Genomic DNA, 25,301 nt, shown 5'->3' on the forward strand with positions numbered 1-25,301 from the left:
GAGTTCTGCCAGCACCTCCTGCCGGAAGTACCTGCCGCTGCGTTGGTTACGTCCTGACGCGGCCCACGCAGGGCGGCGAAAGCTGTTACCCTGAGATTCCTTGATTTGAACCACGCCCATTTCTTCACAAGCATTTCTACACCCAAGACCCAAGTCCCAAGACCCAAGGCGGTCGATCGAAAGTTTTGACCGCAGCCGCGAAGACCGCGATCAAGAAAGAGCGCGTTGCCAGCCGGGCGGCACGTTGCCATCGGTGGGCCGGCGCTCGCAAGCTCGCTTGCCCCACCCTACGGCCGCTCAATCAATTGGCGGCTGACGGAGCACGAGGCCTACCCTTGCGTCCGGCGGCGGTGTAGCGTAGTTACGTCAACGCTCTCCTGGAATCGGCCCATGTTGAAATCATCGTACCTCATTCTCTGCCTCGTGACACTCGTGACCGCCAACAGCCATGCCGCCGACAATGAATTCGATCGGCTCGCCAAGGAGTACATCGACGAGTTCCCCGCGCTGCACCCCGTTTCGGCGACCCAATTGGGCGACCATCGTTTCGACGGCAAGCTGGACGAAGTCAGCGAGGCGGGCCGTGAGAAAGAAATCGACTTTTGCCGACGCTATTCGAAGCGTCTCGCGCGGATTCTCCGCAAGGATCTGTCGCGCGATCAACAGGTCGATGCCGCCTTGCTCGACCAGCAGCTCCGCGCCACGATCTGGCAGCTTGAAACGCTCGAAGAATGGGCCTGGAACCCGCTGATTTATACCGGCCTGGCCGGCGACGCCGTATACGGCCTGCTGGCCCGCGATTTCGCCGCCGAAGCAGAACGCTTGCGGCACGTCGCCGACCGACTGGAGCAATTCCCGCGGATGCTGGCCCAGGTGCGCGAAACGCTCGATGCGACACGCGTGCCCAAGGTGCATGCCGAGACGGCCGTCAAACAGAATCGGGGCGTGCTCAGCATCCTCGAGCAGGAAGTCGAGCCGCTGGCCGGAAAACTCGCTTCGGCCGACCGCCGTCGCCTCGATCGGGCCATCGCCGCCGCCCGCCGCGAGATCGAGAAGCACCAGCAATGGCTGGAAGAAGAATTGCTGCCTAATGCGGCCGGCGATGCCCGGCTGGGGCGGAAGCTTTTCGACGAGAAACTGGTCTTCACATTGCAGTCGCCGCTGACGCGCGACGACATCCGCCGCCGTGCCATGAAAGAGCTGGTCCGGGTGCGCGAGCAAATGTGGACCATCGCCCGCGAAGTCTATCAACGGCGAAATCCCTACACGAAGTTTCCCGACGAGCCGTGCGACGAGTACAAGCAGGCCATCATTCGCGCGGCCCTGGAGATGGCCTACGCCGACCGGCCCGCGCCGGAGCGAATCGTGGAGACGGCCCGCGAGGCGCTGGCCCGCTGCACGGAATTTGTGCGGCAAAAGGACCTGGTCACGGTTCCGGACGATCCGATCGAGATCATCGTCATGCCCGAATTTCGCCGCGGCGTGTCGCTGGCTTACTGCGACGCTCCCGGCCCGCTCGATGTCGGGCAAAAGACGTTCTACGCCGTGGCCCCGCTGCCCGACGACTGGAGCGATGCCCAGGTGACGTCGTTTCTGCGGGAATACAACCTGCGTTCGATTTACGATCTGACGGTGCATGAAGCGATGCCGGGGCACTTTTTGCAGCTTGCGGTGGCCAACCGCTGTCCTTCGACGTTGCGGGCCGTGCTCTCGTCGGGCGTGTTTATCGAGGGCTGGGCGGTGTACACCGAACAAGTCATGGCCGAAGCCGGGCTGCTCGACGGCGACCCGCTGATGCGGCTCATCGCTCTGAAATGGTATTTGCGCAGCGTGGCGAATGCCCTCATGGACCAGGCGATCCATGTCGACGGCATGGAGCGCGACGAAGCCATGCGGCTGATGATCGAAGACACGTTTCAAGAGGAACGCGAGGCGGCGGCCAAGTGGATTCGGGCGCAACTCACGTCCACGCAGCTCTCGACGTACTTCGTCGGTTATCAAGAGCACCGCGACTTGCGTGAAGAAGCCGAGAAAGCCTGGGGCGATGATTTTTCGCCCAAGCGGTATCACGATGGCGTGATTTCGTTCGGCTCGCCGCCGGTGCAGTTTGTTCGGGCGCTGCTGCTCGACAAGGAGATTCCCGCAACCAGCGAATAGGGCGTACGATTACAGATATGCCGGGTAATAACGATGCACTTGATTGGATCGACGCTGAGCTGGCCGAGTTGGCCGATCGCGACTTGCTCCGCGGGCTACGGACCTACGCGGGCCGGCCAGGGGCCGTGTTGCGGCTCGACGGACGCGAATACGTCAATTTCGGCTCCAACGATTATCTTAGCCTGGCCGCGGACGCCCGTTTGGCGCGAGCGGCGGCGCAGACGCTCGACCTCGAGGGCTGCGGCAGCGGCGCCAGTCCGCTCGTGGTCGGCCACAGTACGGCGCTGGCGCGGCTGGAAGCGCGGTTGGCCGAATTCGAAGCGACCGAGGCGGCCCTGGTGTTTCCCTCGGGATTCGCGGCGAACCAGGGCACCATCGCCGCGCTCGTCGGGCCGGGCGATGCCGTGTTCAGCGACGAGCTGAATCACGCCAGCATCGTCGATGGCTGCCGCCTCTCGCGAGCGGCTGTCCATATCTTTCCGCACGGCGATTGCGCGCGGCTGGAAGAGCAATTGCGCAGCACGGGCTCGGCTCGCCGTCGCCTGATTGTAAGCGACAGCCTGTTCAGTATGGACGGCGATCTGGCACCCCTGGCCGACCTGGCCAATTTAGCCAGTCGCTACAGTACCATGCTCATGGTCGACGAGGCCCATGCCACCGGCGTATTCGGCCGCCACGGGCGCGGCGTTTGCGAAGCATTGGGCGTCGAAAACCGAATCGACGTTCGCGTGGGGACGCTCAGCAAGGCGCTGGGCGCGGCGGGCGGCTTCGTTTGCGGCCGGCGTTCGCTGGTCGAGTGGCTGCTGAACCGTGCCCGGCCCTATGTCTTTTCCACGGCTTTGCCGCCGGCCATCGCCGCGGCGGCGATGGCGTCGCTCGACATCGTCGAAAGTACACCGTCGCGGCGCGGCGAGCTGCTCGGACGGGCAGCCCAACTTCGCGAGCGTCTCGTGGCCCAGGGCTGGAACGTCGGACGCTCGGACAGCCAGATTGTGCCGCTCGTCGTGGGAGCAGCCGCACGCGCGTTGGAGCTTTCGGCGCGGCTGGCCGAAGGCGGCGTGTGGGCCCCGGCCATTCGTCCGCCCAGCGTGCCCGAAAACGCCTCTCGGCTGCGGATCTGTCTCTGCCACGGGCACGACGACGCCATGATCGCGAAGCTTTTGGAGGCACTGCAAGCGAAAGCCGCTGTTCCTTGTCATCCGAGTCCCCTGTAGAATCCGATCAATTAGAAAGGGAATTGTCGATCGGCTAGTTTCTTACCGGGCGGACCTTGATGAGCGGCAATGGATCACCGCGGTGGCCGTCCTCGTTGCGACTGCGGCCAGAGGAGGAGCATCGTACTCTCGGCTTGGCTGACGTTCCTGAACGTCTCGGCCGGCTCGACCGGATAAGCCTGGCAAGCTTGGCAATCGCGTTTTTGGTGTTTGGCGGACTGGTGCAGATTCGTTCCGCTCTTCTGCCGCGTCGACTGGGCGATTGGAACGTCTTCGCCCGTGCGGCCTGGGCGGCGCGCACCGGCCATGACCTCTACGACGTCAGCGACGACAACGGCTTTCACTATCTCTATCCGCCCACCTTCGCCATTTTGTTGGGCCCGCTGGCCGACTCTCCCCCAAACGAGTCCCACGACGGACTGCTCCCCTACCCGGTGACGGTTCTCTATTGGTACTTCCTTAATGTGGGGTGCCTGGCCCTGGCGGCCCATTGGCTGGCAAGCGCGTTGGAAGAATCGTCGCCAAGTTTCCGACGGTATCAGCCGTCGCCGGCTGACCGCCGATGGTGGGGGTTGCGGCTCTGGCCCGCGCTGGCCTGCCTGCCGCCAATTGGGCACACACTGATGCGCGGCCAGGTGGGAGTGTTGTTGCTGTTGTTGCTCAGCGGCATGATCGTGTCGGCCGTGCGTGGCAGAAGCGTGCGGGCCGGAGGCTGGTTGGCCTGCGCGATTTGCCTGAAAGTGATTCCGGCGCTGTTGCTGGTGTATCCAATCTTCCGGCGGGACTTCAAATTCCTGGGCGGATGCCTGGCGGGACTGTTGGTGGGACTGGTTGCGGTCCCCGTGGCGGCGCGCGGCGTGCGCCAAACGTGCGACGACTATCGTCGCTGGAACCAAGTGATGCTGGCGCCGGCCATCGCCAACGGCAGCGATACCTCGCGTGCCCAAGAAGTGCTGAATGTGACGGCCACCGACAGCCAGTCGTTGTTGGCGATGTTTCACAACACCTGGTTTCTCGATCGCGACACTCGGCCGAAGCAGGCCGCACCCTTGACGCGCATGCTGTCTCTCGCGAGCAGCGCTCTTCTTCTTCTCGTTTGGCTGGCAATGATGCGCCGTAGCCGCCAAGATGCGGCGTCCACCGTTCTTCTTTTAGGGACGCTCATCGAAGTGATGCTGCTGGCCAGCCCCGTTTGCCACTTGCACTACTTCTGCCTTTCCGTGCCACTCGTTGCGGGGCTGTTTGCGATCGGCTGGGAGCATTCGACGGCCCCGCGCTTGGGCAAGTGGCTCGGTGCGCTGGTCGTCGTCAATCTCGGCGCCAATGTGGTGCCGCACTTTCCCGGCATGGAAGTGTGGCGCGACGTCGGGCTGGCCGGCTATGCGGCACTGGTTCTTGTCGCTGCGGCAGCCGTCGTGTTGTGGCGGAGGAAAGTGCCATCCGACCTTCACAGAGCAGACGCGACGATCGGTGTTCGGGCCGCGGCCTGAACGCTAGTGTTTGTCATACGGCCACGCTGGCCGCACGCGAACCAGCATCGCGCGCGCCGCCCGCAGAGGCGCCTTGGCAGACTGACCTGGGCCGCGACGCGTCTACCACTGCCGATCTCCGCCAAAGACGGCGGAACCCGTTTATCTTCGCTAACTTGCGCCAGCGCAACCGACTGAGAGCTGCTCGCTTGGTTGCGCCGTTCTCATCAAAACGCGGCCTACGTTGCTCATCTCCTGCGGTCCGGCATCCTAAATGCCGTGGCGGGGCGGCCAGTTGTCAGTGTCGCCGTCCTTTTTTTCTGGGAGACTCGATCATGGGTTCATGGACATTCCGCGCGCGTTCCACGCAATCCCGCCGTAAGCAACAAAAGAAAACGGATTCCTTGCGGCGAGTCAAGCTCGACCGGCATAACTGTGAACTGCTCGAACCTCGACTTCTGTTGACCGCCGATCTGGCGATCACGAAAGCGCAAATCGCTCCGCTGTCAGCGGGCGTTCCTGCCGCCGTCTCCCAAGGCGAGATGATCGGCTACCAGATCACGGTCGCCAACAACGGCAGCACGGCGGCCAGCGGCACCACCCTTACCGATACCCTTCCGGCCGGCGAAACGCTGCTCGGCGCCAACAACGGCTCCACGGGAGCATCCCTGCCGTTCAGCGGCGACACCCTCAGCGACAATTTGGGCAGTCTGGCCGCGGGCGCTTCCGCCACCCTCACCATCGACGCACTGGTCAACGGACAGGCAGCCGGCACCCTCACCAACACTGCCAGCGTTTCCTCAGCCGACGAGAACGGCGGCCTGCCGATCGTCTCGGCGCCCGTTTCCACCACGATCGACTTGCTTGCCAGCACCGCCGCCAGTCTCTCGATTACCAAGACGGCGGCGAACGACAACAGCGTCGTCTCCGTCGGCGGCGGCGAAACGTACACCATTACCGTCGCCAACAACAGCGCCAACGCCGCCGACAATACCACCGTGTTCGACGTGTTGCCGGCCGGGGCCACATTCGTTTCCGGCACGGTCTCCGGCGGCACGGGACCAACCACGCTCTCGGCGCCGACGGGCAACTTGGAGACGATCGACCTGGGAACGCTGGCCGCGAATAGCTCGGCCACCATTACCATGGCGGTCACCGCCCCCAGCAGCGTGGGCGTGATGGTCAATCAGGCGACCGTGGCCACCAGTTCGGGCAACACCACCGTCGCCAATGCCTCGGCCTCGCTGACCACCGCGGTGCAAGGAACCACGGCGCCGACCAGCGGCACGGTCGACCTTTCGGTGACGAAATCACTCATGGCCGGCACAAATCCCGCCCTGGGTCTGGGGACCAACGCCACGTATGTCGTTACCGTCACGAACAACGGCACCGCCGACGCCACAGGCGTGGTCGTTTCGGACGTGCTGCCCGTCGGCGCTCAATTCATCAGCGGCACGACCAGCGTCAGCGGCGTGAGCGTGACCAGCAGCAACGGTGTGGCCACGGCCACGCTGCCGACCCTGGCCGCCGGGAGCAGCGCCACGCTGACCCTCACGCTCTCAACTTCGGCCGTCGGCGCGCTGACCGACTCCGTCTACGTCGAGGGCAATCAACCGGACGCCAGCCAGGCAGACAACGTGGCCACCGCGGCCACGCTGGTCAACGGCTTGGCGGCGCCCGCCGTCGACCTTTCCGTGACTAAAACCGCCTCGGCCACGACCGGCACCGTCGGCGCCGACCTGACCTACACCATCACTGTCGCCAACAGTTCGGCCAACGTGGCCACCGGCGTCGTCGCCGAAGACGTGCTGCCGCCGAGCTCCACCTTTGTGTCGGCGACGACCTCGACAGGGGGTTCACTTAGCCCGGTGAACGGCGTGCTCGTTGACTCTATCGGCACCCTGGCGGCGAGCGGCACCGAAACGCTGACCGTGACCGTCAAGCCGACCGCCGTGCGAGTGATCACCAACCAGGCGTTCGTGGCCGGCGATCAGCTCGACACCGATCTCAGCAACAACCTTGCCTCGCTCACGACCGCCGTCGAGGGAACGAGCGCCACCAACGTCAACCTGGCCATCACCAAGACCGCGGCGAACAACAACGCCGACGTGACATTGGGCGCGAACGAAACCTACACCATTACGGTCAAAAACATCGGCACCAATGACGCGACCGGCGTGGTCGTATCGGATGTGCTGCCGGCCACGGCGGGCTTCGTCAGCGGCGTCGCCAGCGTCAGCGGGGCCACCGTGGCCGACATCAACGGCACCATCACGGCCGACTTGGGTACTCTGGCGGCCGGCGCCAGCGCCACGCTCACGCTGACCGTCACGCCGACCATGCTCGGTGCAATCACCGATACGGCCTACGTCGAAGCGAACGAGACCGACACCGACCAGAGCGACAACTCGGCGACGGTCACGACGAGCATCGTCTCCCCCACGACTTTGGCAAACCTGTCGATCCTGAAGGTGACCGCTCCCGATCCCGGCACCGTCGGACTGCCGCTGACCTACACCTTGATCGTGACGAACACCGGTTTGGCGGCGGCAGACAACGTCGTCGTCAGCGACACGCTGCCCAGCGGTGTGACGTTTGCGTCGGCCACGAGCGACGTCAGCGGCGTCACACCCACCAATTCCAGCGGCTCCGTCACGGCCGACCTCGGCACCGTGGCCTCCGGGGCCGTGGAGACCGTGACCATCGTCGTCACACCCACCGCGGCGGGCACACTCGACAATACCGCAACCGTGACCACCTCGACGACCAATGTCAGCACGAATACCTCCTCCACAACCCACACCACCATCAACGCGGTCACCAGCACGCAGGCCAATCTCTCGATCGCCAAGTTTGCGACTCCCAATCCGGACACGGTCGGGCAGCTGCTGACCTACACCTTGGTCGTAACCAACACCGGCGCGGCGGCAGACAATGTCGTCGTCAGTGACACGCTGCCCAGCGGTGTGAATTTTGCGTCGGCCACAAGCGACGTCAGCGGCGTCACGCCCACCAATTCCAGCGGCACCGTCACGGCCGACCTCGGCACCGTGGCCTCCGGGGCCGTGGACACCGTGACCATCGTCGTCACGCCCACTGCGGCGGGCACGGTCAACAACACCGCCACGGTGGCCACATCCACGACCAATGTCAGCACGCACACCTCGGCCACGACGGGTACGACCATCAACCCGGCCGTGCAGGCCAATTTGTCGATCGCCAAGCTGGCATCGCCCAGTCCGGATACGGTCGGCCAGAACCTAACGTACGTGCTGATCGTCAGCAATGCCGGGCCCGCGGCCGCCGCCGACGTGACCGTCAGCGACACGTTGCCCAGCGGCGTCACGTTTGTCTCGGATGGCAGCGACGTCAGCGGTGCCACGTTGACCAACACCAACGGCACCATCACCGCCAATCTCGGCACGGTGGCGTCCGGCGCGGTCGACACGGTGACCATCGTGGTCACGCCCACGGCGGCCGGCACGATCAGCAATACGGCGACCGTCTCGACGACCACCGCCAATCCCGGCACTCACACCAGCGCCACCGTTCAGACGACGATCAATCCCACCAGCGCCGCGGCGAACCTCTCGATCAGCAAGACGGCTTCGCCCAGCCCGGACGTCGTGGGCCAGGACCTGACCTACACCATCGTCGTCAGCGATGCCCCCGGCGCGGCGGACGCGGCGGGCGTAACGGTAACCGACGCACTGCCGGCGGGCGCGACCTTCGTCTCGGCCCTGGACACCACCAGCGGCGTCTCGTTGAGCCCCACCAGCGGCACCCTCAGCGACAACATCGGCACGGTGGCAGCCGGCACGTCGGATACGATCACGATCACCGTCACGCCGACTGTCACCGGCACGCTCAGCAACACGGCCAACGTCACGACGACCACGCCGAACATCAGCACGCAAACTTCGGCCACCGTGCTGACGATGATTACCACGACCAGTGCCGCGGCGAACCTGTCGATCACCAAGACGGCCTCGCCCAGTCCGGCAACGGTCGGCCAGGACCTGACCTACACGATCGTGGTGACCAACGCGGCGGGAGCGGCCGCGGCCGACAATGTGTTTGTGATCGACACCCTGCCCGTCGGCCTGGCGACCTTGGTCTCGGCGCAGGATACCACGCGCGGCGTGGCTCTCACCGCCACGGGGGCCGCCATCAAGGACGACATCGGCAGCATGGCGGCCGGCACGTCCGACACGATTGTGATCGTCGCCACACCGCTCAAGACCGGCCAGATCACCAACACGGCCACGGTCCACACGACCACTCCCAACGCCAGCAACAATACGACGGCGGTGGTCAAGACGCCCGTGAACGCCGTCGCGCCTCCAGCGGGTCCCAGCGCCTACCTCAACGGTCAGACAGGCGACGGCACCGATCAGACGTTCCTCACGAACCTGTATCGCGAGCTGCTCGATCGCAACCCCGATCAGACAGGATTCCAGTACTGGTTGAATTTCTTGCAAACCAACGGCGGCACGACCGCCAGCGGCCAAAGCAACGCCGCCACGCGGCAGCAAGTGGTGCAGATCATGCTGCACTCTCAGGAGTATGAAACGCACTGGGTCGATGCCGTGTTCGACAACTTCCTCACTCGCCGCGCCGATCCGGGCGCGGAGAAATTTTTCGTCAACGAGCTGAACAATGGCGTCAGCGAACAAGACGTGCTCGTCGCGGTGCTCACGTCTCAGGAATACTTCGGGCATGGCGGTCCGCACGGCCGCGGCGCTCCTCCGGGGCACGGGCCGGCGGCGGGAGGTTCCAACGAGGCATTCGTCGATAACCTCTTCGCCGAGTTGCTGGGACGTGCCGCCGATACCGCAAGCGAGCAGTTCTATGTCAATGCTCTTGACAGCGGCCAGCTCACGCGGGCACAGGTGGCGCTCGACTTCCTGAACTCTCCGGAGGAAGCGCACGATCTGATGATCGCCGCCGGGGCGGGACCGGTCGGCGCGCCGGGTACCCCGGCCACCGGCTCCTACCCCTTGGCGGTGCTCACTGGGGACGGCTGGGACGACCTCTACTTCCAAGGCAACCTCGATTCCAGTGCCGTCGATCAGTTCATGAGCGCGCTGGAAACGAACACCTCGTGGCAGACCGTACAGCAACAGATGTTGACGCTGCCGCAATACTTCGGCGGGTAGCTAGCCCAAAAAATCGACGTAGGGTGGGACCAGCGAGCTTGCGAGCGCCGGCCCACCATCGCGAGGCGTCGGGCGTCAGACATCAGGCATCGGATTGTTCGCCCTGACGCCTGACGCCTGAAACCTGACGCCTCAAATCGGTGGGCCGGCGCTCGCAAGCTCGCTGGTCCCACCCTACGTCTTCGCCGGTCACGCAGAGCTTTCTCGCGCGCCGCCGCGCCGTTAACCTCGATGGCCTCGGCAACGTTTCACAAACGATTGTAGCGATTAGTCCATGTTTTCCACGGACATTGTGTGCTGCGAAGTGTTCCTAGCGACAGAGACGATAGTTCCAGCAGTGTCAACGGGACTTCCTCGTTGGGACGTACTGCGCTTTCGCCCGTCGCCGGCGTCGGACGAGTCGCGGTCTACCTCGATACACTCGAAGAGCGTGCGGCATGAACGTGCAGCGTATTCGATGGGCGGGACTCGCACTTCTCCTGCCGCTGGTGGTAGCGGGCACGGTCCGGGCCGATGGACTGATCCGCGACGGCCTGGGGGCCATCTCCGAGGGCCGCGGCGGCACCAACATCGGCTTCGCCGACAACGGCGCCGTGCTGTACGACAATCCCGGCGCGTTGGTCAACGTGGCCGGCAACGGTCTGGCCGACATCGACGTCGACACCGTGATTCCGCAGGTACATTACACCGACACCAAGCCGAACAACGTTAATTCCGCCGTTCGTCCGATTCCTACGCCCGAATTGGCCTTCATTCAGCGCAGCCGCGACCGGCAATGGGCCTGGGGGATCGGGGCGTTCGCGCCGGCGGGCTTTGGGGCTTCCTACCAGTTCCAGAATTCGTTTGCCGGGCCGCAGAAGTATCAGTCGCTCGACGGGCTGGGCAAGTGCTTGGCCGGCCTCTGCTACCGCGTGACCGACCGGCTTTCCATCGGCGGCAACCTCGGATTTGGCATCAACTATCTCGACCTGCAAGGGCCGCTCTATCTGCAAAACGGCGCGTTGGCGGGAGCGCCAACCATCGTCAACTTGCAGAACACGGGCGTGGCGCCCACCGGCGGATTCGGGATTCAGTACCTTTTGAGCCCCAAGACGACCATCGGCCTGAACTACATCAGCGAGACGCGATTCAAAATGGGCGGCAACATGGACGCCATGGCCTTCGGCTTGACGCCGTTTCCCATTTACACCAAGTTTGCGGCGACGACCGACCTGGTCTGGCCGCGTTCGCTCGGCATCGGATTTGCGCACCGCTTCAACTCCCGTAACGTGCTGGCCATCGATACCATCTGGTACGATTGGTCGAACGCCTTCAACCAGGTGAACGTGAACCTGACGAATCCCACGAACCCCATGGTCGGCGCGGTGGCGGGACAGGCCAATGTTCAGCGGTTGCCTTTGAACTGGCGCGACACGGTGTCGCTCCGAGTGGGCTACCAATGGATGCCCGACGGTGTCAACATCTTTCGCTGCGGCTATGTTTATCACGCCAGCCCGGTGCCCTCGGGCACGATCACTCCTTATACCGACGGTATCATGACGAACACCTTCAGCTTGGGTTACAGCCGAAAAATCGGGCGAGCTTATCTCAACGCCGCCTACCAATACATGTTTGGCCCGACGCGGAGCGTCGGCACGAGCGCCTTGACGGGCGGCGACTTCTCGAATAGCACGCTGCACGCTCAGGCACACGTCGCTTCGCTCGGCGTGTTGGTGCCCTTCTAAATCGGCCGCTCGTAGATGCGGTAGGTCTTGTAGCGGCGGCCCCCCACGGCCTCGATCGTGCGATTGATCAGGTCGTTGTCTTCCAGGGTCCAACTCAACTCGGCCCCGGTGAAGCCGGCATGATGCTTGGCGCATTCCAGGGTCCGCAGGATGAGCAGGTCGGCGACGCCGCGTCGCCGGAACGGCTCGAGAATGCCCAGCGCCATCAACCTGGCCGCCTTGATCCGCCGACGGTTGAGGAAAAGCCGCAGCAGTCCCAGCGGAAGGCCCCAGTTGAACAGCCGGCCGTCGAGCGGGCGAATGGCCTCATTCAGGTCGGGCAAGGTCATCGAAAAGCCGACCGGCTCGCCGTCGACCTCGGCCAGCAGCAGCCAGTCCGGCACGGCAATCACTTTGAGGTGCTTGGCCAGGTCGTGAAACTCGGCGTCGGTCATCTTGACGAAGCCCCAATTCCGCTCCCAGGCCGCGTTGTAAACGGTCTTGCAGCGCTCGATTTCGGCGTCCAGATCGTCGAAGCGGAGCGGACGCACCTGCACCCGCCCGCGGGCCGCCAGCCGTTCCGCGCGCCGCCTCCAGACGGACAGCATGTCGTGAGAGTCGTCGAACCACCAGGCGAAAAGGTCTTTCACCTTGCTCAGGCCGCACGACAGCAGCAGGCGTTCGTAATAGGGCGGATTGTGTCCCATCATGATCCGCGGCGGCGTATCGAAGCCCTCCACCAGCAACCCGCAAGGATAGTTGAGCGAATAATCGATCGGACCGCGGATGAGGTTGCGCCCGCGATCGCGCAGCCAGTCGGCGGCGGCGCCGATCAGGGTCTGCGCCACGTGTTCATCGTCGATGGCTTCGAACATCCCGAAGCAGCCGAGGTTGCTGGCGTGCTCGCGGTTGTAATTCGGATCGTCGCTGACCAGCACGCGGCCCACGGGCTCGTCGCCGCGGTAGGCCAACAGCGCGGCGGCGGTCCCGTGCTGATAAAACGGATGACGCCGCGGATTGATGAAGTCGCGGCGCTCGATCAGAAGCGGCGGCACCCAGCAAGGGTCCGAGCGGTAGATGCGCCACGGAAAGCGGACGAAGGCTTCTCGCAACCGCCTTCCCTGGACCTGGCAAATGCGCAGATCGGTACGTTGGGCGGGCCGGGCTTCCCTGCTCCGTTCCGCCAAGTCACTTTCCATCGTCGGTCTGCTTGGCATAAAGGGACGGTTTCCGGGACCCTCGCGGCCAAGTCGCGCATGGCCCATCGCTGAGTGTAGGAGTGTAGCATAGAGGGCCGGCAGCATCGGGCACAAGAGGGAACCATCGGCTATTGCGTCGCCCGATTCCGCCCTTAGAATAAAGATGTAGTGGCCATTGTCAGCGATTTTGAAAGGTTGCAGCCTTGCTTACCGAACAAGAAGTGTCTCGCAGTTGGCGCAAGCTGTTCGTGAAGACGGAAATCACCGCCGATACTTTCGTCCGGGCCGAAGCCCTGCTCGACGAGCTCCGTTGCGAAAGCCCCTTGCGGCACCGGCTCGGCAACGAGCTGGAAGAGCTTCGCCAGCTTCACAAGGTCGGCGAAGCCGTCTGATTCGCGCCGGCGAGGGGTGTAGTGTGGGACCAGCGAGCTTGCGAGCGCCGGCCCACCGATAGCGACGTCGTTTACGGTGGCCCGGCGCTCGCAAGCTCGCTGGTCCCACCCTACGCCTGCCGAAGCGCGGCACTACCGTCCGCGCCGGCGTGGTTTGTCCGGAATCTGGTCGAAGTTATTGAACCCGGTTCCTCCTCCGGGAACATTGCCTTGCTGGGCACGGTCTTCCTCGCTCGGCGGCGATTGGTTCTTGGCTTCGGCTTCTTCCGTCTCGAAAACCCCGGCATCGCTCGCTTGCAGCAGCGCCTTCATCTCGCCGTCGTTGTCCAGCACGAGAATGTGGCCGGGGATCTTCGACGATTTCGCGTTGGGCAGCTTGTCGCCTCCGAACATGTCCAGCACCACCGCGTTCGTTTCGAAATCCACCTTTGCCAATCGCTTCTTTTGGGGAGCTTGCGGATCGGGGAGTCCGACCTCGGCTTCCTGCTTGTTGAGCACCGACCCGCGGCTGACGTCGAACACCTTTCGCACTTCGGCCGCCTCCGTGGCGTCGAACTTCTTGGCCAGCACCTGGCCCGTGGGCTCGCCCTTGCCGGGCGACACGCTGACGCCGCCCGCCAGCAACCGATTGCCGGCAATCACAGCCACCGGCGGCGAGGGCTGCGACCAGTCGGCCTCGCGCGTCTCTCCCTTTTGGTACTCGTAGTTTTCGAGGTAGCGCGCAGCAATGCGGGCATTGGGGTTTCTCAGCACCAACTTGATGCGGTAGCGGTAGGTTTTGCCCGGCTCAATGCTGAAGTCAAAAAAGCGAAACAGGCGATGCTCGACCACCGGGCCCGTCGGCCTGGCCGGCCCGCCCATGCCTGGCATTCCGCTGTAAGCGCCGCCCGCCATGGCGCCGTAATCGGGCATCATCCCCGTCTGTCCGCCGCCCATACTCGTTTGATTGCCCTGCTTGGCACGGCCCAGGTCGCTCAGGCTGCGCGACTTGGATTTCTTCTTCGTCGGGTCGTCGGCGTCGCTGGCCACCGGCTTCTTTTCCATGATCTTGGTACGAGGATGGACGATTTTTTCCTTGTCGTGGTTGGCGAACACCAGCGGCGGTAGCGGCCAGGTCAGATCCGGGTCGACAAACCGTTTGTCGACCACCGGGTCCGGGTATTCCGCGCCCCATTTCAAATAGTCGTCCACGGCCTCCTCAACGTTGACCGCTTCCCAGTCGCCTTGTTGATCGCCGTTCACCTCCGCCCGCTCGATTTTGGGATACATGTACCGCGGATAGTCAAGCCTCGGATCATAAGACCGCGCGTCGCGGAAGGTGTTTTGATATTCAGTGTATTGTCGCCAATAAGGAATCGCTCCCACCAGGCAGATCCAATAGCGGCCCTCAACGTGGGATCCCGCCGGGGGCTGCGTGATCACGACCTTCTCCGTGATTTCCGGTTTCCGCACGGGTACGACGGGCTTGGCGACTTCAGGCTTCTTCGCCTTACTCCGCGTTCTGGCAGTTCGGCGGCCGCGCCCCTGCCCCATTCCAGGGCCCATCCCCATGCCAGGCCCCATCCCCATTCCAGCACCCATACCCATACCAGACGACATGGCATTCTGCATGGATTCCATCATCCGTTGCTGTTCTTGGGCGTAGTCATCGGACATGCCCGCGCCCGACATGGGCCCAGCCATTGCCGCTCCCATGCCCATGCCCATTCCCATCCCCATCTCATCGTCCCCCGCGCCCGCCAGCCGTACCACGCCGCCTTTTTCATTGATGGCAATGCCGCCGTAACCGGGAAACGCCATCGGCTCTTCGAGCGCAAAGAACTTCGGTTCCTGGCGCCGCTGCTGTCGCAATTCGTACGGCAAGCTGAGCGGCTCGACCGCGAAGAAGTGAGCATCGACCGGAGCGGGGCCGACCGCCCCCAGGTTGCTGAAATTCGGGACGCCCGGCAAATCGGCGAACTTGTCGGGTGGCGTCTTCGATTCGACCTCTTGCGAGATCTTGTCGGCCAAGGCTTTCAACTCGTCGGGCTTCTTCTCGTAAGGCTTCCACTTGAATGCCGACCAACAGATCATGAGAAAGGCGAAAATGAATCCGCAGAAGACGATTTTCTCCACGTGTTCGAGAAAGAACGCCTTGAGCTGGACTGAATTGAACTTGGCCTTCATGTTTGGCTCCTTGTCTCTGTTCGCCCACCGCTTCGCTGTTTAGTTCCACCGCCGCTTTGCACCGGGCTCGCCGCTCACCGCCCCATCGGCCCGCCGCCCATGCCCGGACCGCCCATGCCCGGTCCGCCCATGCCCGGTCCGCCCATTGCTCCGCCTGCGCCCCCCATCGAAGTCCCCGGCACTTTCACTCTCGTCGTCGGCACACCGAACGACCGCGTCTCCGGCGACCCGGCGGCGCCGGTGCCAAGCTTGGTGATGTCGGGCGGATCGTAGAGGTAGATGACGCCGCTCAACTCGACCAGGGCGTCGTAGACGGTCGTTTCCACTCCGCCATCGAGCAGTTCCATGCCGCCCATGCCCATTCCGCCCATGCCCATGCCGCCCATGCCTGGACCGCCCATGCCTGGACCGCCCATCGCCGAACCGCCCATGCCCGGACCGCCCATCGCCGAACCGCCCATGCCCGGATCACCCATGGGGCCGCCCATCGCCGAACCGCCCATGGCCGGACCACCCATGCCCATGGGCGTCCCACCCCCCATGCCCCCTCCAAATCCGCCGCCCGCCGAGGCCCCCGAATCGGCCTGCAGCATCTGCACTCGTACCTGGCGGGTTTCGATCGGCAAGTCGGCGTTGGCACAGGCCGCGATCAGGTCGGGAATTCGGCGCTGGTCCATGACGAACTTCATGTAGACGAACATCTGCTTGAATTCGGCGAAGGGCTGAGGATCACCCGCCTTCAGCGGCTGGCCCTTTTCATCCAGGTAGCGCCCTTCCAGCCAGTCGTTGTCGTTGTTGGCAGCGCCACCACCACCTGTCATCGCGGCCATCGCCGCGCCGGCTGCCCCTCCCTCAGGCATTGCCCCGCCCGCCGCGGCGGCCGCGGCGCCGGCCATCCCCATCCCCCCCATGCCCATCGCGCCGCCGGCGCCACCGGGGACGACGGCATTGGCCTTGTCGGGCGTCCAAATCGCTGCGCCGGACTCCAGCGACGCATCGATCGCCCACTGCGCGATGTCCAGCGTGAGGATTTCCTTGACGGGCGCCTTGAGAGAGTCGGTGGCGCCGACATTGACCGAGTCGATCACTTTGATGAGCGACTCGAACAACCAGGCATCTTCTTGAATCAGACGCACGCGCGCGGTCGAAGGCGCGGCGTCCTGCGTGAAGTAGCGAGAAACAATCGCCTCTCGCCGCTCGGGCTTCCAGACCACCAGGCCCTCGTATTCGACGGCGCGGTTCTCGCCGTCGGCGGTCTCGGCCTCGTCCGCCTTCGTTTTCGGCCGGCGAATGTTGGCTTGCTCCAGGATCTCCTCCCATAAGGGCCGCACCACTTTTTCGTTGTAGAAGATGCGGACGTAATCGGGAATCGGTTCATCGGGCCGCAACCGGTTGAGGTCGACCGTCGGATTCAATTCAAGGGGAGGCCATATAAACAGGGCCACCTGCCGCTCGTAGAGCTGTTGCCAGGCTGCGAACACCCGCTTCTTCAGGTCCTCGTGCAGGCCGCCGATTTTCTCGGTGAACTGCGGATTGGCATTGTCCGGGGCGCTGGCGCCTTGTACCGCTTTTTCGGCACTGGTGATGGTGTTCTTGTCGGCCTCGTATCTCGTCGCCAGCGCGCCGGAGGCCTTCATCCAGACGACGACCGAGGTGAGCACGACGATGGCGGCCAGAATCCAGAAATGGTGCTTCTTGGCCACGCCCAAATAAACTTTGACTTGGTCCATCGCTATTTCTCCTGCTTTATCGGTTCGTCGGTCTTGACGGGGGTATCGGTCGCGCCGTTGGCGGCCGCCGGCGGTGCCGCGTCGGCGGCATCGGCTGTTTTGCTTGGCGGCGCGGCGGGGGCCTCATCGGCCGCCGCTTCGCCCGCTGCCGCCTGCACCGCTGGCGCGTCGGCCGGACCGACTGCGCCGGGATAGAGTTGCACGAGCTCCACCATGGTGTCCGGCTTCGGCACCTGCCAGCAGAACTGCAGAAAAAAGTCGTAGCGCGGAGCGTCAATGAGCGTCTTCTCGGCTTGACCGCCGCCGGCCGCGCCCGGCATGCCAGGCATGGGCGCATTGGCCCGGCCCGCGGCGGGCTTCGCTTTTTTGCCGGCCCCGGCCTTGTCGTCCTTTCCGTTGGAGGGCTTTTGAGGCTCCTCTTGCACGGCGTCTATCCAGAGCTTGTACTTGAAATCGATGTTTTTCGTCGAAATCAACACCGGATGTCCAATGCCCAGCTTCTTCAACGGAAAGCTGGTCGGTCCGCCTTCCCAGCGCTCTTCCAGCGGCAGGGGGATCTCGTCCTGCATCAGGTTTTTCAATAAGGTTCTGGCGACGAACGCCGCGCCAAAATCGCCGCCCTGCGGATTGTGATAGTGATACCCTCGCAACTCGAAGACCCAGCCGGGACCCGTGGGCGGTTCATTCGCCGCGGCGGCTGGCGCGGCGGCCTCAGCAGGTGCCGCCGGCGCGCCGCCCGCAGCAGGTGCCGCGGGCGCGGCCGGACCGGCCGGCGGTGCGGCGCCGCCACCGGGCTGTCCGTCAGCCGGAGCAGGTGCGACAGCGGGGCCGGGCTGTGCGCCATTCGCGGGCGCGGCCGGGCCGGCCGGAATTCCGTTGGCCGCGGCGGCGGGACTCCCGCCCATCAGTTCCGAAAGCGGCCGGTCGTAGGCCTTGACGCCGCCGTACCAAGTGCCCAGGTCGGGGTAGTAGACGCAGGTGATGCGATCGATGTTGATCTCATTGCGCTGCGTGATCTCTTTGGGCCGCTCCATCCCAGGCGGGGTCCGCGGAAGACAAAGATTGACCGCCTTCATCAGCTTCAACCAAATGTCGCGCCCCACGACGTTCTGAATAAAGCCCTCGCCGATCTTGGTGGTCTTGCTGTACTTTTCCTTCGCGGCCTTGAAATCCGTTTGATAGCCGTTGACTTTCGTCACCACGGCATTGGCGGCCTTGACCTGTGGGTCCCAGCCGTTCTCCATGGCCACGGAGTTGGCGGCCACCCAGTGCATGAAATAGCTCACGCCGCAGCCCAGCAAAAGCGCCGCGGCCGCTCCCACCGCCCAGGGACGTTTCTCGCGGATCAACCGCTCTTGAGTGATCTCGCGCGGCAGCAGGTTCGTCTGCACGCGCGTCTCGCGCAGCGCCTGCAACGTGAGCCCGTAGCAGACGCCAAAGGCCGGCACGTTTTCTTTGAAGGCCGGCGCGTCGACCACCGCCGAACCCGTCAGCCCGCGAAACGACTCCAAGCGCACCAGGTCGAAACCCAGGTTCTGGGCCAAATACCGTTGCAGGCCGGGCAGCTTCATGGCGTTGCCCAAGGCCACCGCCCGTTTGATCTTCGCCCGGCGGTCGAGATTGGTGAAAAAGCTGATCGAGCGCTGCACCTCGGTGAGCAGGTCGTTGAACACCGGCCGCATCGCCTGGAACAAGGCCTTGGGGTCTTCGGCCTGGGTGGCGTTGCGCTTCAAATGCTCGGCCGAAGCGAAGGTCAGCTTCAACTCTTTGGTCAGCGCCTTGGTGAAGTGGTTGCCGCCGATCGGGATGTTCCGCTGCCACACGCGGAAACCGTTCGTCACCACCAGATCGGTCGTGTCGGTGCCCAGCGAAATCAAAATGACCGATTCGGGCGGACTCTCCGCGTCGTATTCCTCCGCAGGCGGCAGGTTCTCCATTTGGTCGAAGGCCACGAAGTTATACAGGGCCAGCGGCGTGAGCTGCACGATATCGACTTCGATGCCGGCTTCGTTGAACGGCTTCAGGGCCCGATAGACCTGGTCGCGCTTCATGGCGAACAGACCCACCTCGGTCTCCATGGCGAAGCCCTCGATCACGCTGCCGCCGACCATCGTCTGGAAGTCCCAGACGACGTCTTCCAGCGCGAAGGGAATCTGCTGCCGCGCCTCGTACTTGACGATGTCGGGGATCTTTTTGGCCTCGACGGGCGGCAGCTTGATGAAGCGGGTCAGGCCGCTTTGCCCGCTCACCGAGACCACCACGCGGTCGCCGCGCACGCTGTTGCGCGAGAGGAACTGCTTCAGCGCGTCGCGCACCAGCTCGACCGGATCGACGTCGGGCTGGCTGAGGATTTTGGGATACTCGATGTAGTCGAAGGCGTCAGCGGTGACCTTCGACGGTTCTTCGTGGGGGCGGCAGCGCAGCGCCTTCAGCGCGCACTGGCCAATGTCGATGCCCCACACGGCGTCAGTTTTCGCCATGGCTGGGTTTCCTTAACTCTGTCCGTTCGCCATTCGGGCGGATGATCGCGCCCGATCGGCAAACCCAGCGCCGTTGGTCGAAGAAACAACGACCGAAGACGGGCAACGAAACGGCGCAGGGATGCCTACAAAGATAACTCTATCGCCTCGACAAGGGCGTTGTCAACTCAATTCTCGTCCGCCAGCGGTTGATTCTAGCCGCGATTGGCTCACCCAGACCAAGGAAGGTGACGCCCTATAGCCTTGACAGGCAACCGGCACCGCGCTAGATTGGCGGATTGCAATGAACTTGGCATGCCACCCTGCCGAAACCGATGCCCACAATCAATCAGCTCGTTAAGAAGAACCGCCGGCCACCGCGCAAATTCAGCAAGTCGCCGGTGTTGGACAAGTGCCCGCAAAAGCGGGGCGTCTGCTTGCAAGTCAAGACGATGACGCCTAAAAAGCCGAACTCGGCCTTGCGCAAGATCGCCCGCGTGCGGCTTTCCAACGGCAAGGAAGTGACCGTTTACATTCCCGGCGAAGGCCACAGCCTGCAAGAGCACTCGATCGTGCTGGTGCGCGGCGGGCGTGTGCGCGACCTGCCCGGCGTGCGTTATCATATCGTCCGCGGAGCCCTCGACACCCTGGGCGTCGAAGGTCGCAAGCAGTCGCGCAGCCTCTACGGCGCGAAGAAGAGCTAGTTAAAATTGCAGAGGGATTGGGGGTTGGGTGTTAGGGGTTGGGGACTGAGAATTCCCAATCCTAATCCCCAACCCGCAACCCGCAACCCCCAACCCCCAACCACCAACCACCAACCCCCAACCCCCAACCCCTCATTCATGGGCCGCATAACCGCCAGCCGCGAAAAACTCGTCCCCGACCCCAAGTTTGGGTCGCTCTTGGCCGCCAAGTTCATCAACTGTCTGATGCACGACGGCAAGAAGGCCACCGCTCAGCGGGTGTTCTATTCGGCGCTCGACATCATCAAAGAAAAAGTGAAAGACGTCGAGCCGATCGAAGTGTTCACGCAAGCCGTCGAGCACGTGAAGCCGGAGGTCGAGGTGCGTTCCAAGCGCGTCGGCGGTGCGGCGTATCAGGTGCCGATGCAAGTCAACCGCATGCGGCAGCAGTCGTTGGCGATCCGCTGGATTCTGTCAGCCGTCCGCGAGAAGAAGGGGCGGCCGACGCACCAGAAACTGGCCGACGAGTTGGTGGCCGCCTACAACCGCGAAGGCACGGCCGTCACCAAGCGCGAAAACGTGCATCGCATGGCCGACGCCAACAAGGCGTTTGCCCACTTCGCCTGGTAGCGGCCTGGCGCTTTGGCCGTGGTACATCGAGGAATGGGGCAAAAACGTCGTAGGGTGGGACCAGCGAGCGTGCGAGCGCCGGCCCACCATAAACGACGTTGCCAACGGTGGGCCGGCGCTCGCAAGCTCGCTGGCCCCACCCTACACCCCTCTCGATCGATCGACGGCGTCCGATGCGCAATCGATCGCGGCTGCCAGCGGCTCACCGGTGAGCTCCCTGCGCAGAATGCTGAGATGCGGCGGCGCCTCGATGCCGATCCGCACGGTGCCTTGCCCGACGCGGACCACTGTGATCGTGATGTCGTCGCCCACTTGAATGCTTTGGTTGACCTTACGCGTGACGACTAACATGGACGGCCTCCTTGCTGGCATGGAACGGGTTGGTTTTTGCCGCCCGGCGATGGAGCGGGGCTGCTAGCATACAAGTGCTAGCACTCCCAGTGCAAGCAGTTTTCTGCTGGCAGTCTTAAGACCTTATGGAAACAGAAGTTATCGCGATCGACCCCGTTACGCCGCGGCGCGGTCCCCTGGCCCGTGCGGTGGAGGTTTTGCGTCGCGGCGGACTGGTCGCCTTCCCCACCGAGACTGTCTACGGCCTCGGCGCCAACGCGCTCGACATCGCCGCCGTGGCAAAAATCTTTGCCGCCAAAGGCCGTCCGGCCACGAACCCGATCATCGTGCATGTTGCCAGTTCGGAGCAGGTCAGCGAGGTAGCGGCACAGTGGCCGCCCCTCGCACAGGCATTGGCCGAACGCTTCTGGCCCGGCCCGCTTACGCTGGTGCTGCCGAAGAATCCCAGCATCAACGATATCGTGACAGGGGGTGGAGACACGGTGGCGGTCCGTTTGCCGGCACATCCGGTTGCCCGGGGGCTGATCCGGGCCGCGGGGCTGCCCATCGCCGCGCCCAGCGCGAATCTTTCCACGCGCGTTAGTCCCACGCGGGCAGAGCACGTGCTTCGCGGACTGGCCGGATGTATCGACTTGCTGCTTGACGGCGGCCCCACAGCCGGCGGACTGGAATCGACGGTGCTCGATTTGACAACCACACCGCCCATGCTGCTGCGGCCAGGCCTGGTCTCGCCGCAGGAGATCGAGGAGGTCATCGGTCCCATCCAGCGACTTCGCATTCCCGATATATTGCTGCCGTCCAGCCCCGCCCGTTCGCCGGGCATGCTCCGTCGGCACTATGCGCCATCGGTGCCGTTGGAGTGTCTTTCCGCAAGCAGGCCGCGCGTGGAAGCGCTTTGCCGGGCCGGGCTGCGAGTCGGTTGGCTGACGCTCGGCCCGGCGGCACGCGACGAACAGAGCGGCCTCTTCGCGATCGAATTACCCGCCGATCCGGCCGGTTACAGCTCGCAGCTTTATGCGGCATTGCACACGCTGGAGGCACTGGCCCCCGATTGGATCGTGGTCGAATTACCGCCCGATGGAGAAGCCTGGTTGGCCGTCCGCGACCGCCTCCGCCGCGCGGCAACCGAGCCAATCCGGCAGTTTGGAATTGGACGCCCATGAACGAACGGAATGAACGGTTCCGACGGACACTTCGGTGGCCGGGGCAGAAGCTGGCCGCGATCGATCCGTCCATTGCAATACGCGCCGCCGGCCAGCGATGCCCCGGTGGTGGCGCTACCGGGGCATCGCCGCCGCGGAGCGGTTTGCGCAGAACTGCCCGGTCGGCGCGGCTCTGCCCCAGCCACCACCTTTGTCTCAGCGACGTCCATCCTGTGATCAACCAAATACAAACTGCTGGACGACAGCATAGGCACTAGACATGGGCTACCGCACGCTGCGCCACTGCCTCGACGACCTGGCCGCCCACGGGCAACTGGTGCGCATCGAGGAGCCGGTCGATCCACACCTGGAGGCGGCCGAAATCCAGCGGCGCGTTTTTCAAGCGGGCGGCCCGGCCATTTTTTACGTCCGACCGAAGGGATGCGACTTTCCGCTGGTCAGCAATCTTTTTGGCACCCTCGATCGCGTGCGCTTTCTGTTCCGCGACACGCTCGACGACGTCCGCCGACTGATGCAGCTCAAGATCGACGCGGCGGAAGTCTTGCGGCGGCCCGCGCATTGGTTGGGCGCCGTCAAGACCGGTCTGCACGCGCTGCCGCGGCGTGTGAAGCGGGGCGCAGTGCTGGCCCACGAAACCTCGCTCGCCAACTTGCCGCAGGTCCAATCGTGGCCCGACGACGGCGGGCCGTTCATTACCTTGCCGCAGGTCTATACCGAAGACCCGTGGCGGCCCGGCTGGCGGCATTCGAACCTGGGAATGTATCGCATTCAGCTTGCCGGAAACCAGTATCAGGCCGGCCGCGAGGTCGGGCTGCACTACCAGATCCATCGCGGCATCGGCGTGCATCATGCCGCGGCCATCGAGCGGGGCGAGCGGCTGCGCGTCAACGTCTTCGTCGGCGGTCCGCCGGCCCTGACCGTGGCCGCCGTGATGCCGCTGCCCGAAGGTGTGCCGGAACTTGCCTTTGCCGGCGTGCTGGGCGGCCGCCGCGTGCCGCTGGTGTTGCAACCCGGCTGCCCGGCGGTCCACGCGGAGGCCGACTTCTGCCTGACCGGTTACGTCGATGCCGATCGGCTGCTGCCCGAAGGGCCGTTTGGCGATCACCTGGGCTACTATTCCCTGACCCACGATTTTCCGGTGCTGGTGGTGGAGCACGTCTATCACCGGCCGGAAGCGGTTTGGCCGTTTACGGTGGTCGGCCGGCCGCCGCAGGAAGACACGGCCTTCGGCCAGTTCATCCACGAGCTTACCGGCCCGGTCATTCCCAAGGTCGTGCCGGGCGTGCGGGCCGTACACGCGGTCGACGCGGCGGGCGTCCATCCGCTGCTGTTGGCGATCGGCAGCGAGCGATACGTGCCGTATGTTGAACGGCGGCAACCGCAAGAATTGCTGACGCAGGCCAACGCCATCCTGGGACAAGGCCAGATGTCGCTGGCAAAGTACCTGTTGATCGTGGCCCATGAAGACCGGCCCGCGCTTGATATTCACGACGTGGCGGCGTTCTTCGAGCACCTGCTGGAACGAATCGACTGGACGCGCGACATGCACTTTCAGACCCGCACCACCATCGACACGCTCGACTATTCCGGCGGCAAGCTGAACGAAGGCTCGAAGTTGGTGATGGCGGCGGTGGGGCCGGCGCGGCGCGAGTTGCCGCGGGAACTGCCGCCCGACCTATGGCTGCCCGACGGTTTTCGCGGTCCGCGTATCGCCTTGCCGGGCGTGCTCGTCGTGTCCGCGCCGCCCTACAACCCCGCGGCCGCGAACGAATCTTTGTCGGGTTTTGCCGGTGCATTCGACGAGCGGCAGCCGATCGACCGCTTTCCGTTGATCGTGCTCGCCGACGACGGCGATTTCACGGCCCGGACGCTGAACAACTTCTTATGGGTGACGTTTACGCGCTCGAACCCGGCCGCGGATATCGAAGGCATCGGCAGCTTCGTGCATGAAAAGCACTGGGGATGTCGCGGCCCGCTGGTGATCGACGCTCGTCTCAAGCCGCATCACGCGCCGCCGCTGCTGGCCGACGCCGCCGTCTCCCGGCGTGTCGACGCACTGGCCGCACCCGGCAAGCCGCTGCACGGGATCATTTAGTTCCCTTCAACATCCGCTGCAGCTCGTCCCACTGTTCGCTCGTGACGGCCTCGAGATAGTTGAATTCGCCGGCGGCCCGGACCCATTCGCCGCCGTCGATGCGGATGCAATCACCGTTGATGTAACCGGCATAATCGCTGAGCAAATACGCGGCCAGGTTCGCCAGTTCTTCGTGCTCGCCCACGCGGCCCAGCGGTATTCGCTGCCGCGGATCGCCAAGCTGCTTGAGTGCGTCGGGCATGAGCACCGGCCCCGACGACTTTCTTACCAAGCCGTTTCACCGCGACGAGCTGCAGGTCCGCCGCCGCGCCGGCGCGCGCGTTACGCGGCTGATCCGGGAGCTCAACGAGACCAACCGGCGGATGCACCGCGGCCTGGCCGCGGCGGGCCAGATTCAACGATCGTTTCTGCCGACCACGAAGCCATCGCCAATGAAGTGGCGGCACGGCAGGGCGCATTCGACACGACAGGCGCGTTTCGCTCGGCCTGGCACCGCCTCAAGGGGGCAAACCCGATCTCGGTCGACGACTACCTGAACAGCCGCTTGCCGCAACCATGACCGCTTTCGCGAACGCGGCATCGTTTGGTTCGCGGCGGCTTGTTGGCTTGCGGCGGTCGCCTGAGCTCGCGCGTAGGATCTGGGTTCATTCGCCGTCGGAGTAGGCCGCGTTCGGATCTTAGTCCGGCTCACCGCCGATTCCAGGCGGCTGGCCGCGGTGGCGTCAGCCACA

General features: G+C 64.3%; 16 protein-coding genes. 10 read left to right on the plus strand and 6 right to left on the minus strand.

Translation table 11 applies throughout. From position 1 onward, the window contains the following. Positions 1–390: 390 nt before the first annotated feature. The 5 genes from VNH11_18240 (at position 391) to VNH11_18260 (ending at position 11,723) form a co-directional block, all read left to right on the plus strand. Positions 391–2,157, plus strand: a complete 1,767-nt coding sequence (locus VNH11_18240) for a DUF885 domain-containing protein (protein ID HVA48312.1) — start codon at positions 391–393, stop codon at positions 2,155–2,157. 17 nt (positions 2,158–2,174) lie between these two features. Beyond that, positions 2,175–3,371, plus strand: coding sequence for an 8-amino-7-oxononanoate synthase (bioF, locus tag VNH11_18245; GenBank protein ID HVA48313.1), 1,197 nt, complete (start codon positions 2,175–2,177; stop codon positions 3,369–3,371). 134 nt (positions 3,372–3,505) lie between these two features. Continuing rightward, a complete protein-coding gene (locus VNH11_18250; GenBank protein HVA48314.1) occupies positions 3,506–4,861 on the plus strand; it encodes a glycosyltransferase family 87 protein in 1,356 nt (451 codons plus the stop codon). Between the two features lie 383 nt (positions 4,862–5,244). Continuing rightward, entirely contained in the window at positions 5,245–9,999 is a 4,755-nt protein-coding gene (locus VNH11_18255) for a DUF4214 domain-containing protein (protein ID HVA48315.1), read from the plus strand. A 437-nt stretch (positions 10,000–10,436) separates the two neighbouring features. After that, positions 10,437–11,723: an outer membrane protein transport protein gene (locus tag VNH11_18260; protein HVA48316.1), complete on the plus strand. Its 1,287-nt coding sequence runs from the start codon at positions 10,437–10,439 to the stop codon at positions 11,721–11,723. On the opposite strand, the gene VNH11_18265 is transcribed toward VNH11_18260, so the two are convergent. Then, a complete protein-coding gene (locus VNH11_18265; GenBank protein HVA48317.1) occupies positions 11,720–12,901 on the minus strand; it encodes a hypothetical protein in 1,182 nt (393 codons plus the stop codon). The two genes, VNH11_18260 and VNH11_18265, sit on opposite strands and share 4 nt — an antisense overlap. A gap of 203 nt (positions 12,902–13,104) precedes the next feature. Here VNH11_18265 and VNH11_18270 point away from each other — a divergent pair, with 203 nt between their 5' ends. Then, positions 13,105–13,293, plus strand: a complete 189-nt coding sequence (locus VNH11_18270) for a hypothetical protein (GenBank protein HVA48318.1) — start codon at positions 13,105–13,107, stop codon at positions 13,291–13,293. Positions 13,294–13,425: 132 nt separating this feature from the next. Here the strand turns inward: VNH11_18270 and VNH11_18275 are convergent, their stop codons facing one another. The 3 genes from VNH11_18275 to pilM form a co-directional block, all read right to left on the minus strand. Further along, entirely contained in the window at positions 13,426–15,459 is a 2,034-nt protein-coding gene (locus tag VNH11_18275) for a hypothetical protein (protein HVA48319.1), read from the minus strand. A 74-nt stretch (positions 15,460–15,533) separates the two neighbouring features. Continuing rightward, entirely contained in the window at positions 15,534–17,189 is a 1,656-nt protein-coding gene (locus tag VNH11_18280) for a hypothetical protein (protein ID HVA48320.1), read from the minus strand. A 2-nt stretch (positions 17,190–17,191) separates the two neighbouring features. Beyond that, complete coding sequence (gene pilM, locus VNH11_18285; GenBank protein ID HVA48321.1) at positions 17,192–19,669, minus strand: type IV pilus assembly protein PilM; 2,478 nt, start codon at positions 19,667–19,669, stop codon at positions 17,192–17,194. 314 nt (positions 19,670–19,983) lie between these two features. Between pilM and rpsL the strand changes: the two genes are divergently transcribed. Both rpsL and rpsG read left to right on the plus strand, forming a co-directional pair. Then, positions 19,984–20,352, plus strand: a complete 369-nt coding sequence (gene rpsL, locus VNH11_18290; protein HVA48322.1) for a 30S ribosomal protein S12 — start codon at positions 19,984–19,986, stop codon at positions 20,350–20,352. 138 nt (positions 20,353–20,490) lie between these two features. Then, on the plus strand, positions 20,491–20,961 hold the full coding sequence (gene rpsG, locus VNH11_18295) for a 30S ribosomal protein S7 (protein HVA48323.1): 471 nt from the start codon (positions 20,491–20,493) through the stop codon (positions 20,959–20,961). A gap of 141 nt (positions 20,962–21,102) precedes the next feature. Here the strand turns inward: rpsG and VNH11_18300 are convergent, their stop codons facing one another. Further along, a complete protein-coding gene (locus VNH11_18300; GenBank protein ID HVA48324.1) occupies positions 21,103–21,312 on the minus strand; it encodes a carbon storage regulator in 210 nt (69 codons plus the stop codon). Positions 21,313–21,437: 125 nt separating this feature from the next. Here VNH11_18300 and VNH11_18305 point away from each other — a divergent pair, with 125 nt between their 5' ends. Continuing rightward, positions 21,438–22,475 (plus strand): L-threonylcarbamoyladenylate synthase, encoded by a 1,038-nt coding sequence (locus VNH11_18305; protein ID HVA48325.1) that lies wholly within the window; start codon positions 21,438–21,440, stop codon positions 22,473–22,475. Between the two features lie 259 nt (positions 22,476–22,734). Further along, the gene (locus VNH11_18310; protein HVA48326.1) at positions 22,735–24,570 is read left to right on the plus strand and encodes a UbiD family decarboxylase; all 1,836 of its coding nucleotides are present in this window, start codon (positions 22,735–22,737) and stop codon (positions 24,568–24,570) included. Here VNH11_18310 and VNH11_18315 read toward each other — a convergent pair. Further along, positions 24,563–24,811: an SDR family oxidoreductase gene (locus VNH11_18315; protein HVA48327.1), complete on the minus strand. Its 249-nt coding sequence runs from the start codon at positions 24,809–24,811 to the stop codon at positions 24,563–24,565. The genes VNH11_18310 and VNH11_18315 overlap by 8 nt on opposite strands. Between the last annotated feature and the right edge of the window lie 490 nt (positions 24,812–25,301).

The organism is Pirellulales bacterium, from assembly GCA_035533075.1.
Taxonomy (GTDB): Bacteria; Planctomycetota; Planctomycetia; order Pirellulales; family JAICIG01; genus DASSFG01.

Coding starts and splice junctions, on each gene's coding strand:
- VNH11_18240 (HVA48312.1), top strand. CDS start 391: ATGTTGAAATCATCGTACCTCATTCTCTGCCTCGTGACACTCGTGACC.
- bioF (HVA48313.1), top strand. CDS start 2,175: ATGCCGGGTAATAACGATGCACTTGATTGGATCGACGCTGAGCTGGCC.
- VNH11_18260 (HVA48316.1), top strand. CDS start 10,437: ATGAACGTGCAGCGTATTCGATGGGCGGGACTCGCACTTCTCCTGCCG.
- VNH11_18265 (HVA48317.1), bottom strand. CDS start 12,901: ATGGAAAGTGACTTGGCGGAACGGAGCAGGGAAGCCCGGCCCGCCCAA.
- VNH11_18275 (HVA48319.1), bottom strand. CDS start 15,459: ATGAAGGCCAAGTTCAATTCAGTCCAGCTCAAGGCGTTCTTTCTCGAA.
- VNH11_18280 (HVA48320.1), bottom strand. CDS start 17,189: ATGGACCAAGTCAAAGTTTATTTGGGCGTGGCCAAGAAGCACCATTTC.
- pilM (HVA48321.1), bottom strand. CDS start 19,669: ATGGCGAAAACTGACGCCGTGTGGGGCATCGACATTGGCCAGTGCGCG.
- rpsL (HVA48322.1), top strand. CDS start 19,984: ATGCCCACAATCAATCAGCTCGTTAAGAAGAACCGCCGGCCACCGCGC.
- rpsG (HVA48323.1), top strand. CDS start 20,491: ATGGGCCGCATAACCGCCAGCCGCGAAAAACTCGTCCCCGACCCCAAG.
- VNH11_18300 (HVA48324.1), bottom strand. CDS start 21,312: ATGTTAGTCGTCACGCGTAAGGTCAACCAAAGCATTCAAGTGGGCGAC.
- VNH11_18305 (HVA48325.1), top strand. CDS start 21,438: ATGGAAACAGAAGTTATCGCGATCGACCCCGTTACGCCGCGGCGCGGT.
- VNH11_18310 (HVA48326.1), top strand. CDS start 22,735: ATGGGCTACCGCACGCTGCGCCACTGCCTCGACGACCTGGCCGCCCAC.
- VNH11_18315 (HVA48327.1), bottom strand. CDS start 24,811: ATGCCCGACGCACTCAAGCAGCTTGGCGATCCGCGGCAGCGAATACCG.